The 15,650-nt window shown below is 67.2% G+C and carries 16 protein-coding genes and 2 pseudogenes; 7 read left to right on the forward strand and 11 right to left on the reverse strand.

Features of this window, described 5'->3' with window-relative positions; all coding sequences use genetic code 11:
- The 5 genes from U9979_RS09175 to U9979_RS09195 form a co-directional block, all read left to right on the forward strand.
- Window positions 1-203: hypothetical protein (locus tag U9979_RS09175; protein ID WP_322779032.1), on the forward strand; the 203-nt coding region annotated here is incomplete at its 5' end.
- A gap of 103 nt (window positions 204-306) precedes the next feature.
- The gene (locus tag U9979_RS09180) at window positions 307-1,080 is read left to right on the forward strand and encodes a GntR family transcriptional regulator (protein ID WP_322753808.1); all 774 of its coding nucleotides are present in this window, start codon (window positions 307-309) and stop codon (window positions 1,078-1,080) included.
- 68 nt (window positions 1,081-1,148) lie between these two features.
- A complete protein-coding gene (locus U9979_RS09185) occupies window positions 1,149-1,391 on the forward strand; it encodes a hypothetical protein (protein ID WP_322779033.1) in 243 nt (80 codons plus the stop codon).
- A gap of 147 nt (window positions 1,392-1,538) precedes the next feature.
- A complete protein-coding gene (locus tag U9979_RS09190) occupies window positions 1,539-2,228 on the forward strand; it encodes a DUF433 domain-containing protein (protein ID WP_322779034.1) in 690 nt (229 codons plus the stop codon).
- Between the two features lie 35 nt (window positions 2,229-2,263).
- Window positions 2,264-2,638 (forward strand): hypothetical protein, encoded by a 375-nt coding sequence (locus tag U9979_RS09195; RefSeq protein ID WP_322779039.1) that lies wholly within the window; start codon window positions 2,264-2,266, stop codon window positions 2,636-2,638.
- 353 nt (window positions 2,639-2,991) lie between these two features.
- Here U9979_RS09195 and U9979_RS09200 read toward each other — a convergent pair whose 3' ends face one another.
- The 6 genes from U9979_RS09200 to lysS form a co-directional block, all read right to left on the reverse strand.
- Entirely contained in the window at window positions 2,992-3,213 is a 222-nt protein-coding gene (locus tag U9979_RS09200; protein WP_322753805.1) for a hypothetical protein, read from the reverse strand.
- Window positions 3,210-3,458: a hypothetical protein gene (locus tag U9979_RS09205; RefSeq protein WP_322779035.1), complete on the reverse strand. Its 249-nt coding sequence runs from the start codon at window positions 3,456-3,458 to the stop codon at window positions 3,210-3,212. Before U9979_RS09205 ends, U9979_RS09200 begins: the two co-directional genes overlap by 4 nt.
- A 175-nt stretch (window positions 3,459-3,633) precedes the next feature.
- A complete protein-coding gene (locus U9979_RS09210; RefSeq protein WP_322749015.1) occupies window positions 3,634-3,750 on the reverse strand; it encodes a DUF397 domain-containing protein in 117 nt (38 codons plus the stop codon).
- A 491-nt stretch (window positions 3,751-4,241) separates the two neighbouring features.
- On the reverse strand, window positions 4,242-4,514 hold the full coding sequence (locus tag U9979_RS09215; RefSeq protein WP_322749014.1) for a type II toxin-antitoxin system RelE/ParE family toxin: 273 nt from the start codon (window positions 4,512-4,514) through the stop codon (window positions 4,242-4,244).
- 10 nt (window positions 4,515-4,524) lie between these two features.
- Complete coding sequence (locus U9979_RS09220) at window positions 4,525-4,806, reverse strand: type II toxin-antitoxin system Phd/YefM family antitoxin (RefSeq protein WP_322749013.1); 282 nt, start codon at window positions 4,804-4,806, stop codon at window positions 4,525-4,527.
- Window positions 4,807-4,906: 100 nt separating this feature from the next.
- The gene (gene lysS / locus U9979_RS09225; protein WP_322779036.1) at window positions 4,907-6,346 is read right to left on the reverse strand and encodes a lysine--tRNA ligase; all 1,440 of its coding nucleotides are present in this window, start codon (window positions 6,344-6,346) and stop codon (window positions 4,907-4,909) included.
- A 412-nt stretch (window positions 6,347-6,758) separates the two neighbouring features.
- On the opposite strand from lysS, the gene U9979_RS09230 reads away from it, so the two are divergent.
- Window positions 6,759-8,207 carry an NAD(P)/FAD-dependent oxidoreductase gene (locus U9979_RS09230; protein WP_322779037.1) on the forward strand — a complete coding sequence of 483 codons (1,449 nt, stop codon included), beginning with the start codon at window positions 6,759-6,761 and terminating at the stop codon, window positions 8,205-8,207.
- Between the two features lie 56 nt (window positions 8,208-8,263).
- Here the strand turns inward: U9979_RS09230 and U9979_RS09235 are convergent, their stop codons facing one another.
- From U9979_RS09235 to U9979_RS09255, 5 genes and pseudogenes are all read right to left on the reverse strand, one after another.
- Entirely contained in the window at window positions 8,264-9,184 is a 921-nt protein-coding gene (locus U9979_RS09235) for a PAC2 family protein (RefSeq protein WP_322749010.1), read from the reverse strand.
- A 243-nt stretch (window positions 9,185-9,427) separates the two neighbouring features.
- A complete protein-coding gene (locus tag U9979_RS09240; protein ID WP_322749009.1) occupies window positions 9,428-9,676 on the reverse strand; it encodes a hypothetical protein in 249 nt (82 codons plus the stop codon).
- 161 nt (window positions 9,677-9,837) lie between these two features.
- Window positions 9,838-12,357 (reverse strand): HelD family protein, encoded by a 2,520-nt coding sequence (locus U9979_RS09245; protein WP_322779038.1) that lies wholly within the window; start codon window positions 12,355-12,357, stop codon window positions 9,838-9,840.
- Window positions 12,358-12,953: 596 nt separating this feature from the next.
- A complete protein-coding gene (locus U9979_RS09250; RefSeq protein ID WP_322749007.1) occupies window positions 12,954-13,247 on the reverse strand; it encodes a hypothetical protein in 294 nt (97 codons plus the stop codon).
- Window positions 13,248-13,446: 199 nt separating this feature from the next.
- Window positions 13,447-14,279, reverse strand: a pseudogene (locus U9979_RS09255) (IS5 family transposase).
- Between the two features lie 982 nt (window positions 14,280-15,261).
- Here U9979_RS09255 and U9979_RS09260 point away from each other — a divergent pair.
- Window positions 15,262-15,650: pseudogene (locus U9979_RS09260) on the forward strand (hypothetical protein); the annotation flags it as partial.

A 15,650-nucleotide genomic window follows, 5' to 3' on the forward strand; every position in this document is an offset into this window, starting at 1 on the left:
GCCTTACAAGCGAGTGGTCGCAGGTTCGATCCCTGCCGCGCCCGCGAGCCGGCTCACGGTGCTCGCTTTCCTCCGGCAGCTTCGTCCGGTTCCCATGGCGGGTCCAGCTCAGCGACCGGCCGGAAGACAAGGGTGACGTCCACGTCGCCGAAGGCTTCGGCGAACCCCACCTCGTCCGGCAGAGTCACTTTCTGCGCAGTTGAGTGTTGTTGGGTTGTACCAACAATGGTAATAATACAGGGCGGACGGTGGTGGCGTCAAGGGTTGTTAGCCTGTAGGTACAACTGCACAGGTGAAGGGACCGACGTGAGCCTCAATCCGGCAGATCCGCGACCGCTGTACCACCAGCTTGCCGCACTGCTCCGTGACGAGATCAACACTGGAACGTTGGAACCTGGCGCCCGGGTCCCAACCGAAGCCGAGCTGGCGGAACGCCACTCCGCCAGCCGCAACACGGTCCGACTGGCGCTGGGCTTGCTGCGCAACGAGGGGCTCATCACCTCGCAACGGGGACGTGGCAGCTTCGTCCGTGCCGAGCCTGCGATGAAGTACTACGCATCGCTCACGGGGTCTCGACGCAAGCGGCTCGAAGCCGACCGCCGCCGCGACACCTTTGCCCAACAGATCGAAGCCCAAGGCAAGACACCGAAGCAGATCAGCACGACGACGGTCATTCCGGCAGACGATGAGATCGCCGCCCATCTCGCTCTACAGCCCGGCCAGGCAGTTGGAGTGCGCCAACGTGTGATGTACGCCGATGCCGAACCCCTGCAACTCGGTGACAGCTACTACCCTCTCGACATTGTCGAGGGAAGCAAGATCATGAATCCGGCTGATGTTGTTGAGGGGACCGATCAGGTACTCGAAGACCTCGGCCACACCCCCACCCGATACGAGGATGAGATCACGTGGCGCATGCCTACCACGGAGGAGTCGACGCAGCTGCGCTTGGCGCCCGGTGTCCCCGTGGGTCGGCTGCTCCGAACGACTTTCGATCAACAGGAGCGGCCGACTGAGGTCTATGTCGTAATCCTGCCCGCCGACCGCCACGTCCTGCTCTACGACATGTCTGCGGATTGACCGCCACGCTGGCACGCCAGACCGCCCGGACAGGAGATTCACAACAGGCTCTTAACGATGTGGATCTGATGCTCCTGCCACAACACTGGATTCACATCGTTCCCAAAGAGCGCCCGGCAATAGGGGCGTGGATCAAGGTGCGTGCCCCGCCCGCGCGACGCCGCGTCCCGCACGACCCACTCAAGGGTCCACGGCCAGGAGTCCGCTGCGAGAACTGCCGGACGGTATGGGCCGACGGCCACGGCCCGGACGCCCAGCCGGGCGAGTCCCCCGACCTTGACCCACCCGGACCGATCTACGGCCCGAGCTGATACGCAAGGGCACGGCTCCCGTCCGGGAGGCGGGCACCGGCGCATCGAGGACCAAGAAGGTTCTCCCAGCAGCCTCGGTGTGAGCGATTTCGGCCCAAACCCTGGGACGTGCGTCATGTCACGGCAATGATGCGGCATGATGCAGGCATGGGGATCACCGTCTTGGACCGCGAGGTCTACTCGATGAGCGAGGCGGCTCGTATCCTCGGCGTGCGATCGGCGCGGCTCCGCGGATGGATCGATGGTTACTCCCGCGGTGGCGTGGACTATGAGCCGGTCATCCGCCCGGAGCGGACAGGCGAAGATGCTGTCACCTGGGGAGAGTTCGTCGAAGCTGGCTATCTCCGTGAGTACCGGATACGCCACAGGGTTTCCCTGCAGCATCTTCGCCCTGTCGTGCAGATCCTTCGGGAGCGTCTCGGTGCTCCTTACCCGCTTGCCCACGCCAAGCTATACGTCGCGAACAGAGAGCTCGTCCGTGAGATCCAGGATGAGATCGGTATTGACCGCGAGCTTGCAATGGTCGTTGTCCGAAACGGCCAGCTCATCCTCGCGCCAGGCGCGGCCGCATTCGTGGAAAAGGTCGAGTTTGCCCCTGAGGACAAGGAAGTCCTCCGGATCTATCCGGACGACAAGTCCAGCCCGGTTCTCATCGACCCCCTGCGCAACTTCGGCGCACCCGTCGTTCACGGCATACGCACCGAGAACCTCTACGACCTGTTCGCAGGAGGGGACTCGATCGCCGACATCGCCGATGGCTTCGACATCTCCGTCGCCGATGTCGAAGCCGCGATCCGCTACGAGAGCCGGATCAATGGGCAGGAGACGGCAGCCTGAGCGACAGGGAGATCCCGGTCACGCCGCGATTCTTCATCGACGAGAATACCTTGCCGCTTGGGAAGAATCTCGCCGCGGTACGCGGCGACGTCGTCTTCCCAGGTCATTGTGACACCTGTATCCAGCGAGGCGATCTTGATGATGTCTGGCTTCCGATCATTGGAGCCGCAGGCCTTCTCCTGATCACCCGTGACAGACGTATCCGCTATCGCCTGATGGAGAAGCGCCTGCTACGCCTCCACTCGGTCAAGGGCTTATTCCTCACTCAGGCAGGGAACATGAACATGCGGGAAATCTTGACGATGGTCATGCGGCACTGGGACCAGATCGACGCGTTGGCCGCGGTCCCGGGTCCATGGGCGAAGTCCCTCACCCGTGTCGGTATCAGCGATCTCACGTTGCCTGATTGAGGCAATAACAGCGAACGGCGAACAGCGGCTGGCGTGATCCGGAGTGGATCACGCCAGCATTGCGCTTGATCAGAAGGCTTCGGTGCGTTTCGCGCTGGTGACCTTGCAAACAATCTTCGAGCGGGCAGGGATGTCGTCTGTACCCTGCGCTGCCTGCACGGTCTTCTGGCCTGGCGCCAGCGAGTTGACGAACGCGGCACCTTCGCCGTACTGCGTCGCACCGTCCGCGCTCTGGAACGAGACGGTAACGCTGTACGTGCTCGGCTTGCTCGGCTTGCTCGACGTGTTGGTGATGGCGAGCGTGGCCTTCGGCCATCCCAGAGTTGCATCCTCCGGCTACTCGGTGACGATCCCTACACCGGCGGCCGGGTGTCCCATCCCGGATTGGCCGGCGGCTCCGCGCCCGGCCCGTAGCCCGGCGCCCACACCGTCCGAAGCGGCTTGCCGTGCGGGCAGACCCCTTCTTCGGGGACCGGCTCGACGCTGCCGGTTGCGTGGAACTGGGCGCCCCGTTGCCGCCGGCATTTGTTGCAGGCGACAAGTTCCAGCATGCGAACCGAATCATCGTCGCTCACTTGGCGACCCGTCCCGTTCCGTCGCATGTTCCGCAGTCTCTTGCCTGGGTGCCGCTGAAGCCGCCGTCTTCGTCCTGCTCGGACCTGTCAAAGACGACCTTGCCGGCACCGTTACAAGTGGGGCAATCCGCGAACTCGACATCACGGACGTTTCTACCGGCCGTGGCGTCCTTACCGCCGCGTTTGACGCCGTCCCGGCCGGTGCTTGCGCCGCCACCGGTGCTACCCCGCTTGTTCCACGCCATTGTATGCGCCTTCCGCGTCTGTTCCGCTACGGATTCAAGGGTAAACCGGTGATCGCCCGGACGATGTGAGGTCTGGACGATACGGTACGTGGCGACCCCGCTCTCCTTGCATGCGCCGGGCCCCTGCCGCGGTGGAGGAGGGTGCGGCAGGGGCTCGGAGTCTGGTGGGGACGGCTCAGATGCCGAACTCGCCGTCCTTGGCGCCGTCGAGGAACGCCCGCCACTCCTCCTTCGAGAACGGCATCACACCGCCGGAACGGTTGTTCGAGTCGCGCACCAACCAGGCACTCACTCCACGATCACCAATCGCACATGCCCACCGTCAACGATGCCCAGCGGCCCTTCCATGCCCACCCAAAGAGACGCGGGACAGCCCGTTCGTCCCCCGGCTCGAACCGCACCACCCCGTGGAGCACGGGTATCCGCCCGTCCCCACCGTCCCGTCCCGTCATCGGTTGGACGCCGGCCCGGACCCGCGGAGACGACGCGCTCAACACGGAGCCGGGCCGGTTGTGCCACAGGCTTGCGTGCCACCCCGCCGCACCGGAAGACAAGATTCATCATCTGAAAGTCACCTGATCACGCGGTCTGCGAGCGGCTCGCGGATGGATGGAACGCCTGACACGGTAGGCGAGGTTGATATAACTGGACACCCCGGCGGACGTACCGTAAGGGTCGGTCCTGCCACGAGACGTGACCCTGTCTCCCGGCTTGCGCCAAGCGGCACCCACACTGGGAGTTGGCGATAGGTGGCACAGATGCGCATCCCTCGGCCGGGAGCGGCTAGGCGTTGCCGGGCCGGTACACGTCGGCTCGATGTGCGATCCGCAGCAGCGTCACGAGCTTCGCGTCCTCGTCGATCCGGTACAGGACCCGGTAAGGTCCGCGGCGAGCGCTGAACGAACCGGAAAGTTCGCGTTCCAGGGGCTTGCCGACCCGCTGCGGTGCCGCCGCGAGGTCACCGAAGACGAATTCGACGATCGCTGGCACGATGCGCGGCGGGACACGCTGGAGATCTCGCCGTGCGGTGGCAGTAAAGATCACTTCGTAGCTCACTGCGGGCGACTTACCGATCGCGTTTGGGCACGCCGAACTCGCCGCGGATCTGTGTCTCGTCGAAGACCCGTCCGGCGATCGCGTCGGAGTCGGCCTCGGTCAGGGATTCACGGATGCCCGGCTGTGACAGCCAGTACAAGGTCTCCTGGATCGACTCCCACTCATCGACGCCGATCAACACGGCGGCAGGTGAGCCGTTCTTAGTGATCGTCACCTGCTCGCGAGTGATCGAGGTTGCGTCGACCAGCTCGTTCAGCCTGTCCTTGACCTTCGAGATCGGTAGTGTTTGCACGTCGCCATCGTAGGCCAGAATTTCGGCTTTCTCAAGGCTTAGATTTGGGTCGACGCTCGACCGGGGCGTCAGCTGGCCGCCGGGGTGGCCCGGGGCTCGGTCAGGCGTGGTCGTCGGGGCTGGTCTGGCCTTTGCGGGCGCCGCGCATGGTCGGGAAGAGGACGACTTCCCGCAGGGTGGGCGCGTCGGTGAGCAGGGCGACGAACCGGTCGATACCAAGACCGAGGCCGGACATCGGTGGCATGCCGTATTCCATCGCCTCGATGAAGTCCTCTTCCATCATCATCGTCTCGTCGTCGCCGGCCTCACGCAGCCGGGTCTGTTCCTCTAGCCGTTCCCGCTGCTCGGCCGGGTCGACCAGCTCCGAGTACGCCTTGACGATCTCCCAGCCGTTGACGACGACCTGGAACATGTCGAGCCTGGTCGGGTCGCTGTCGCTGCGTCGGGCGAGCGGGACGAGCTCCGCCGGGTGATGCACCAGGAAACAGGGCTGGACGAGGTCTGGCCGTACGGTCTTCTTGTAGAGCAGATCGACCAGGCCGGCGTAGGAGGCGGCTCCGTCAACCTCCAACCCGAGCCCGGCGACCCGTTCCCGCAGGGTCGGCAGGTCGCGCACGACGGTGAGGTCGATGCCGGTTCGCCGGGCGACCTCGGTCCGGTAGTCCAGTTCCGGCCAGTCGGCACCGAAGTCCAGTTTCACCCCGTCGTAGGTGACCGTGCGGGTACCGAAGACCTCGTCGAGTACGGCGAGGATGAGCGCCCGGACGAATGCCATGTTGTCGCGGTAGTCCCAGTAGGCCGCGTACCACTCCAGCATCGTGAACTCCTGCAGGTGCGAGGAGTCCATGCCTTCGTTGCGGAAGTTGCGGCCCAGCTCGTAGACCCGGTCCAGGGAACCGACGACGACGCGCTTGAGGTAGGTTTCCGGCGAGATCCGCAGGTAGAAGTCCTCGCCGAGCGCGTTGTGCCGGGTGACGAACGGCCGGGCCGCCGCACCGGACGCCGCCTCCTGCAGGACCGGGGTCTCGACTTCGAGAAAGTCGTTGTCGTCGAGGAACCGACGGATCCGCCGGATGATTTTCGCCCGGGTCTGGAACCGGCCCCGGGAGTCGGCGTTGACCAGCAGGTCGAGGTAACGGCGACGGTACCGGGCCTCCACGTTGGAGATGCCCTGCCACTTGTCCGGCAACGCGCGGACCGTCCGGTTCAAGACGGTGAGTTCGGATACCGCTACGGTGCGCTCGCCACGGCGGGTGGTGTAAAGGCTGCCGGCGACCCCGACGAAGTCGCCGATCTTCACGGCCCGGGACCACTCCTTGACGACTTCCGCGCCCAGATCGTCCCGGGACAGCGAAATCTGGAGCCGGCCGCTGCGGTCCTGCAGGTGCCCGAAGATAAGCCCACCCATCCGGCGCCACAGGACGACCCGGCCGGCGAGACGGACGGCCGTCCCGTCCGGTGCGGCCTCGACGTCGGCGGCGACGGTGTCAGCGCGGTAACCGGACCGGGGCCCCATTGCTCCGGACTCCTGCGTCGACATCAACACACCCTCTTAGAGCGACCGGCACCCGGGTGGCCGTACGGTGACAAAACCTCGGCGAACGGGCCAACTGCAACCGACCGTCATCCCGGTGACGGCTACACCAGCCTACCGGCCCAGGCGCAGCTGGCCCCGACGGCCCGACGGCCCGACGCCCCGACGCCCCGACGGCCCGGGCAATCGGCCAGTCGGGCGCTGCGGGTGTCGTCAGTGCCGACGGTTCGATCTCGTCGTCGCCAAACCGTCGTCGCCAAACCGCAATCGCCAAACCGTAGTCGTCGCCCGTGTTCACCTGTTGTAGAGGTTGTGGTGACGCAGAGGTGGGATTCCGGTTTATCGGTCGCTGTAGCTGGAACGACTCGCGGGAGACGACGCTGCTCCACTTGATCTCCTGACGTGTTGGAGGTAGATCGTGCCCGACAACGTGCTCCCCACCTGGCTTGACAACGTCCGTACCCGGCGGGGTGCCAGCGCTGCGGTTGGCAGCGGTGCTCCCGGTGCTCCCGGTGCGGGAAGCGACGGGACGCGGGCAGCGCGCCCTCGCATCGTCGTGGTCGGCAGTGGCTTCGCGGGCTTGTCCGTGCTGCGGCAGCTGGAGCGGCGACTGCCCGTGGACGCCGCTGAGCTCGTCGTCGTGTCCCCGGTCGACCATCTTCTCTACACGTCGCTGTTGCCCCAGGTGGCGACCGCCGAGGCCGAGCCGCGTCATCTGGCGGTGTCCATCAGGGCAATGCTGCGGCGGGCCACACTGACGCTCGGCCACGTGGTCGGGGCCGATTTTCCGAACCGTACGATCACGATCCGCCAGTCAGACGGCACCCACGCGACGATGGGCTGGGACCGCCTTGTACTGACGCCCGGGGCGGTGACGCGCACATTCGACATCCCGGGCTTGACCGATCACGCGCTCGGTCTGAAGAACCTGGCGGAAGCCGTCTACCTACGCGATCATGTGCTGCACCAGTTCGAGTACGCCGACGCCTCCGACGATCCGGCGGTGCGCCGGGCGCGGTGCACCTTCGTGGTCGTCGGAGCCGGGTACACCGGGACCGAGCTCGCGGCTCAGATGATGCAGTTCAGCAGGCGGGCGGTGGGTCAGTACCCACGCCTGACCGCGCGCGACATCCGCTGGATTCTCCTCGATCTGGCACCGCGGGTGCTGCCCGAGCTGGGCGAGGCACTCAGTAAGGGAGCGGCACGGGTCCTTGCCAAGCGGGGGGTCGAGGTGCGGCTGCGGACGTCCATCTCGGAGGTGAGCGCCGACAGCGTCCGGTTCACCGACGGCGAGAGCGTTGCGGCCCACACTCTCGTCTGGTGCGCTGGGGTGGCTCCCAGCCCGCTGATATCCACGCTGGGCCTGCCGACCCAGCATGGTCGCCTAGTGGTGGACGCCCGCTTCCAGGTGCCTGATGTCGCCGGGGTGTTCGCTCTCGGGGACGCCGCGGCCGTGCCCGACGTGACCCAGGGCTGTCAGCCGGCGGGGCAGACCGCCCAACACGCCATCCGCCAGGGAGTTGCCGCCGGGCGCAGCATCGCCGCCTCGCTCGGTCACGGGACGGCGAAGCCCTACCGGCACCGTAACCTCGGTTTCGTCGTCGACCTCGGCGGGACCGACGCCGTGGCCGATCCGTTCGGAATCGCGATGTCCGGGGTGCCTGCCGCGGCGGCGACCCGCGCATACCACCTGTGGGCGCTACCCTGCCTGACCAACAAGACGCGGGTCGCGACGGACTGGCTCCTCGACACGTTCACCCCACGCCAGATCGTCCGGCTCGGATTCCTGCCGCCGGCCAAGTCCTCGATCAATGCCGCCGAGCAGATCGACATCTACCATGACCGGCCAGCTGTGACCGGCGGGTGATGACCGCTGCCTGCTCCGCGTGGATCACGATGTGGGTGGATCACGGTGTGGGTGGATCACGGTGTGGGTGGGCCGCCGGGCTCGGCCTGCTCGGCCAGGAACCGTTCCAACGCGGCACCGAGCTCATCGGCTGTGGGCAGTGGCCCGGTCGTAGCCGCCGGTAGGTTCGTGCTCTCGCGGCCGCGCATGAACGCGTCGTACTGTTCCTCGAGCGCTTGGACGAGTGCGGCGGCTTCACCCCCGTCCTCCAGCTGCTGGTTGACGTTGTCGCGGACGGCCGCTGCCGCCGTGCGCAACTCGTCCAGCGGCAGGAGCAGACCGGTCGCCTTGGACACCGCCGTGAGCAGCGTCTCGGCGGCATCGGGATAGTCGGTCTGAGAAAGATAGTGCGGGACGTGGGCGGCGAAACCCATCGCGTCGCGGCCGTCGCGTCCCAGCTCGTACTCCAACAGGTGGCCGGCGCTGCCCGGTACCTGTACCCGTCGCAGCCATGGCTCGTACCCGGTGACCAGGCCCGGTCGGGTCGCGTGGGCGGTGAGCCCGCATGGGCGCGTGTGCGGGATGGCCATCGGGATCGCGTTGAGGCCCACCGTCACCTGGATGCCCAGGCGCGTCATGACGGTGCGCACCGCGGCGGTGAACCGTTTCCACTGCAGGTCGGGCTCTGGACCGCACAGCAGCAGGAACGCGGTGCCGGCACTGTCGTTCAGCGCATACAGCCCGAGCACGGGTTCTTCGTAGTGTTCCCAGTGGTCCTCAACGAAGATCATAGCGGGTCGTCGGGACCGGTAGTCGAGCAGCTGGTCCACATCGAAGGTCACGACCAGCCGGTGCTCCAGAGCGCTCAGTAGATGTTGGCCGGCGAGGCGAACCGCCCCACCGGCGTCGACAACCCCGGTCAGCGCCTCCACCAGCACGGGCCGACCCAGCTCGGGCAGGTCGTCAGCGACCTCGTACAGCTCACTCGGGTCGAGCACTGGTGGAGACCTCCTCGCAGAGTCCGTCAGGTGGCGTCACCGAGGATGAAGCCACGGCGGTGCTGGTCCATTCCTACCGTTGAGGTCAGTATCCCGCGCCGGTATCCTGACGTGACAGGGTCCCGTCCTGTCACGGTGACGACCGGTGGGTCGTCGAACGGCCGTCTCTGCCAGCGGTCGGTGCCGGAGGCGAGTACCGGACGCCGCACGCGAGTGCCAGGCGCCGCACGCGAGTACCGGACGTCAGTACCAGACGTACGCGTTCGCGTGCCACGCGGCCAGGCCGATGACCCACAGCACGATGTCGAGGATGCCGAGGACGAAGCCTGCGGTCGCCTGCCCGCCGCCGCCACCGCGCCTGCCGCGGGCGCCGAAGACGATCGCCGCGATACCGAACGCAATCCCGACGAAGAAAAGGCCGACAATCCCGCAGACCAAGCTGATGGTTCCGTCCCGCTTGGCGGTCGGCGTCCTGGTTGGTCCATAGCTCATGTGCGGTCTGTTCCCGTGGAACAACGCCGGTACACGCCGCGATGGGCGACTATCCGCGAGTGTTTGCTCACAGATGTCGGTCCATCTCGGCGGGTCAACCGTCGGTGATCGATGTCGGTGGCTGATGTCAGTGATCAATGCCGGCGATCAGTCCGGGTGGGTCAGGCGGCGGCGGGCGCCCTAAGGCGATGCAGGGCCGTGGGCAGCTCATCCGAGTGGACCACTGTGAGCGTCTGGGTCGCTCTGGTCATGGCAACGTAGAGGTCGGCGAGCCCGCGCCGCGAGCCGGCAACAATCGCGCTCGGCTCGACCAGGATGATCGCGTCGAACTCCAGACCCTTGGACTCCGCCACTGTGAGGACCGCGACGGTGGCGGTGAGCACGTCCACGGTGCCCGCCTTTGTCTCTGCATTGCCGGGCACCGTTTCTGTGTCGGGCACCGTCTCTGTGTCGGGTACCGTCTCTGTGTCGGGTACCGTCTCTGTGCCGGGCACCGCCTTGGCACTGCCGGCAATGGCATCTGTCGGCTCGGCCGTGAGTGCCGCGCGTATCCGCTCGGCAAGATCGGTTGGGCAGATCACCGCGACCCTGCCGTCGCCGACATCCTCGGCCGCGCGACTGGCCGCGTCCAGCGCCGCGGCCACCAGCGTGTCGCCGCCGCGCGTGCCTGTACCGCCACCGCCACCGCCACCGCCATCGGCACCCCCACCGGCGCGGACGCGCAGCGCGACCGGATGCCGTCCGGTGGAGCGCACTGAACGCGGTGGCTGCGCGGCCGGGTCCTGCGCGGCGAGCACGTCAGCGGCCACATCCATGATCTCGGCAGGGGTCCGGTAGTTGACGCTGAGGCGTTCCACCCGCCACCGGTCGCCGATATGCGGGGTCAGCGCTTCGGCCCACGAACGGGCCGCGGCTGGGCTCGCCGCCTGGGCGAGGTCACCGACGAGGGTGGCCGACCGCATCGGACAGCGCCGCCACAACAGCCGCCACAGCATCGGCGACACTTCCTGGGCCTCGTCGACGATGAGATGACCGAAGGTCCAGGACCGGTCGCCGCGAGCGTGTTCGACGGCGCTGCGCCGCTGCCGGGACCCGGACCAGCGCTGCGCCATTCCCGCAGCCATCGCCTCCGCATCGGCCAGCCCGGCGAGGCCGAGCCCGTCAAGGACCTCGCGTGCGTACTCCCGCTCGGCGCGCTGCTCCCGTTCCGCCTCCCAGTCGGCGAGGTCGGTGGCGTCGGCGTCGGGATCGCCGAGCAGCTCGGCGGCTTCGTCGAGCAGGGGCACGTCACCGGGCGTCCAGGCGGCACCGGTCGCCCGGTGCAGCAGGTGCTGCTCATGCCTGGTCAACCTTGCGGCCGGCGCGGCGGCGGCGAGCCTGGCCGGTGTGGCGAACAGGTCGGCGAGTAGATCCTGGGGGGTCAGCCGCGGCCACAGCGCGTCGATGGCCATCCGGACCGTCCGGTCGGCGCGCAGGTCGGCGGCGATCTCGTCGCGTTCGTCGTCGTCGAGCAAGCCACCGGGAAGGTTCGCGACAACCTGGTTGGTGAGCGCCGCGACCGTCTCGCGGACGAACACCCGCCGGGCCAGGTTGTGAGGACGGCGGCTGCGCCGCGCCCGAGTCCGAGCGCTCTCGATGATACGGCGCTCCAGGCGAAGCACGGCGCCGTCGTAGGGGACGTCCACCCCGTGCACCGGGACCTCCTGGCGGTCCTTCACGGCTTCGGCCAGCAGCCTGGCCATCCGCAGATCCCCCTTGAGGGCGATGACGCGGCCGTCCTCGCCGCCGACGGCGTCGACCCCGGGAAACAGTCGGCTCGGGGTCGCGAAGACCACACCCGTCTCACCGAGGGAGGGCAGCACCTGCTCGATGTACCGCAGGAAGGTCGGGCTCGGGCCTACCACCAGGAGGCCGGAGCGGGCGAGCCGCTCCCGCTCGGTGTAGAGCAGGTAGGCGGCCCGGTGCAGGGCCACCGCGGTCTTGCCGGTGCCCGGTCCGCCGTCGACCACCAGGACGCAGGACGAGTCGGCGCGGATCACCCTGTCCTGCTCGGCCTGCAGCGTCGCGACGATGTCGTGCATGCGCCCGGATCGGGGTGCGGACAGGGCTTCCAACAACGGCCCGTCGCCGCTCGATCCGCCGACGGAGCTTCGCGGTATGCCCGTGACGTCGAGGACGTCATCGGTGAACCCGCTGACCTCCCGTCCCTTGATGCGCAGGTGGCGGCGTCGGGACAGCCCGTGCGGGTCGGCGAGGGTCGCCCGGTAGAAGGCGGTGGCCACCGGGGCCCGCCAGTCGATCAGTATGGGTTCGTGCTCGTCGTCGGACAGTCCGATACGTCCGATGTAGACGCGTTGGTGGCCGGCGTCGTCCAGCGCACGAGAATCGGTGCCGCCGCCATCCATGGCACCGACGTCCCCTGCACCGAAGTCCATTGCACCGAAGTCCATTGCACCGAAACACAGCCGTCCCTCGGCCGCGTCGAGCTGGCCGATCCGATCGGAGTACGCGGTGGCGAAGGCGTCCCGCTCGACCCGTGACTGCGGCGTGCCGGTACCGGGGTCCAGCAGCACGGCGCGCAGCTGCTCGCGGGTTCGGTCGCGCAGGTCATCCAGCCGGCCGTACAGCGTGTCGACATAGTCCTGCTCGCAGGTGAGCTCCTGCTGGTACGTGGTCGGCACCTGGGGTCCTCCCGGCTTGTGCGGTGTGACTGTGCTGTCCGCGTGATTACGCTCCGTTCGCGGGCATCCGCACGGGCGTTGGGAACGGCGATGCGAACGTCGAGCTTATGCGGCCGGGCACCCCGAGCGTCCGGCCCGCTGGTCCGGGCCTGGTCACATGGGCCCGCGCGATCAGCCGGCGAGGATTTCCCGCCGGCAACCATCCACACGAATCATGATCCGTGCGAGTTTGTCGTTGTGTACGCTATTTCCCCAAAAAAGCGTATACAACGACAAGCTCGGGCCGATCTTCTCCGTTTAGAACGTTAGAGAGCAATCGTGTCTGTGGTGCGCTCGAAGGCCTGGGTAGCACCGGTAGGGCGGCTCAGTCCCGCCGCCCTTGGAGGTGACGCGGGCGCGTTTGCTTGCGTGTCGAGGTCGGTGATGTCGAGAGTCCACGGTTGGGGTGTCGACCGGGTACCGTCCGGCGGCCTGGCAGTCCGCCGGGGGCCGTGGGCGGCGGGTCTTGATCTGCGCCGTACGTTCAGCCTCAACCGGCATGACTCCAAGCTCTCTTGTGAGATCGGAGCCTCCGGCGGAGTCAGGGTGATCCAACCTCACCCCGCTTGCCATCGGGCACTTCCACAGGGGACGCTCACGATGACGCGGTGCGGCAACGCCCGGAGTTCGTCCGGGGTGACCGCGACCCCGGCTTCGCGCAAACGTTGCTCGAAGCGCTGCCACTCATGCTCTTCGCCCGTCTCCTCGGCATCGTCGGGCAAGACCACGTTGTAGACGTTGCGCACAACGTGGGTGAGCGAGATCCCGCCCAGCTGCGCCGACGTCGTCCACCCCCGGTCGTCCAGGAGCGTAATTTCACGACCGTCGGACAGCAGCGCGAACTCACGCACTTTGCACGACGTCCCGCCGTCTGAGCCCTCCTTAAGGTCGCCCCAAGCCCCGAGACTCACTACAGTTGCTGGACTGGCGTTCATAAGCCGGACGATATAGGAATCAGCCCGTGCGGCTCGGTCGCGCGTCTGTTGCCGTCAGTCCATTCATCGGCAGCACCATCTCCATGCCGACCGGCTCCGCCAGATCCGCCCAGAACTAGAGCGTGTCTGACGGCTCTTTGACGAGATCGCGGAGCCAGATCATGATCGCTGTGACGGTCAAGGTGCCGTTGAAGACGTAGTCCCGCTTGTCGTAACGGGTGGCCACCGCCCGACATCCTTTCCACTTGTTGACGCACCGCTCGACGGCGTTGCGGCGGCGGTACTGGGCGGTGTCGAAGGCCCGCGGGCCGCCCGCGGGTCGCCCGCTGGTCGGCCGGCTGGGCGATGGTCGCCTTGATATGGCGCCGCCGCAGGTAGCAGCGGTTGTCCCGGCTGGAATACGCCTTGTCCCCGCGCAGGCGGTCCGAACGGGTGCGGGCACGGCCCGGCCCCCGCCGCCGGATGCGCAGGCCCGCCAGCACCGGGACGAACATCGGGCTGTCACCCCGCTGACCCGGCGAGGTCCGCCACGTCAGCGGCCGGGCCCGGTCGTCCGCCAGAAGATGGATTTTGCTGGTCAGGCCGCCCTGGGAACGCCCAACGCCTCCCGCCCGTCCGGGTCCACCCGTACACCGCCCCCTTTTCCGGGAAGTCGCCCGGCGGCCGGTGCGGCATCCGGATCGGTGGCATCGGCCTCGATCTGCAGCTCGGTCAGGATGCCGCCCCGGTGCCGTCCGCCGACCAGCGGCGGTGCCGTTCGTACACGGTTTGCCAGTGGCCGTACCGCTCCGGTAGGTCACGCCAGGGCACGCCGGTGCGGGCCCGGAACAGCACTCCGTTGACCACCGTGCGGTGGTCGGCCCACTGCCCATCGGGCTCGCCGTTGACCGGCAGCAACGACTCGATCTTCTTCCACTGCGCGTCGGTCAGTTCGTGTCGTCGCACCATGACAAGCCCATGCCCAACCAGACAGTGATCTACGACCCGATTCGAGAGCCGTCAGACACGCTCTAACCCCGAATTGCCGTGATCAAACGCCCGGCTCACCAGTGTGTGCAATTCAGATTCTGGACCGCCGTGTAGGCCGAGGCTCCCGTACCGATACTCACCGTTATCAAACTGCGCCAGCTCACGGGTGCCACTCCTTCGCATACCTGACGAGCGACAGCGCGATTGACGCTGCCGCCACCAGGATAAACATATTTCGATCCGCTCGCCTGATAATGCCAGGTGCCGTCCGAGAAGTACTCGTAAAGGTAGATCGTCACCGTGGCTTTCGTATTTGGGCAGGTCCCTTGATACCACCAGCCGTGAGCCGAAACGTCCCCTGACGACAGGTGCGCGTAATCGCCATCGACGTATGGCGTGCAGGTGTCCGCGGAAACTATCCCGCCGCTCGCGTCGGGAGCCAATAAGGGGGCCGACGAGACTGTGCCGGTGTCCGGATACGGATACAGCGCTGGATGTGGAGGAGACGCTGGGCCACCGGTAGCAGCGGATGCAACCCCACCGAAACCACCGGATGCCAAGATCGCAACGGCGGCCGCAATGAGTGTCGCAGCATGTCGGATGCTCGGAAGCTTCATGGTCATGCTCATTTCTGTCAGCGATGCTGCAAACTCTGTTCTCGCGGCCTGCGGCACCTTGCCGGGAATGTCCTTAACTTTCGCCTTTGTCAGGGTAAGCTACGCGTCACTCAAGCGGATAGGGCCACATGGCCGGTTGACAGGCCGCTCATCGCGTGCCGAGTGTCCTACTGTCCGCAGTCGAGCAAGGCGCGCGGACCAAGCAGGCCCGGTGCTCGGGTCGGTGTCACCAGGGGCAAAGTCCGCGTCGGGGGCGGCGACCACGTCGGGCCTGGGGCCGGCGTAGCGCTCGAGGCCGCGGACGGAGGCGTGGCGGGAGCGGGCGAGCAGGGTAGGGGTGGTTGGTGCCGGCCTCGGCCTCGACAGCCGCACGCCAGCTCGTCGCGACCGCCGCCCCCGGCAACCTCAACGACCCAGCATCCTGGCGGTGTAGCCACCCTCATCCCCACGTCCAGGCCCTTATCGACCTGGCGCACGACGACCCGGCTGATCCCGACGCCGAACCAGAGCCGTTCCGTGCGCTGCTGGTCGCCGTCACCCACTACCTGCGGGCTTCCGGGCAGACCATCGCTGGCCGCCCTCTCGTCGAGGCCGCCCACCGCCGTTGGGCGCGAACCCTCGGCGACGACCACCCCGACACCCGGGAGACCGCGCAGCAGCTCGCCGCCGCGACGCGGGTCTCCATTCTCGATGCCCCGGTCACAGCGAGTGCACTGGTCGGGTGGTTCACCGG

This window comes from Protofrankia sp. Cas4 (assembly GCF_963555915.1).
Classification (GTDB): domain Bacteria; phylum Actinomycetota; class Actinomycetes; order Frankiales; family Frankiaceae; genus Protofrankia.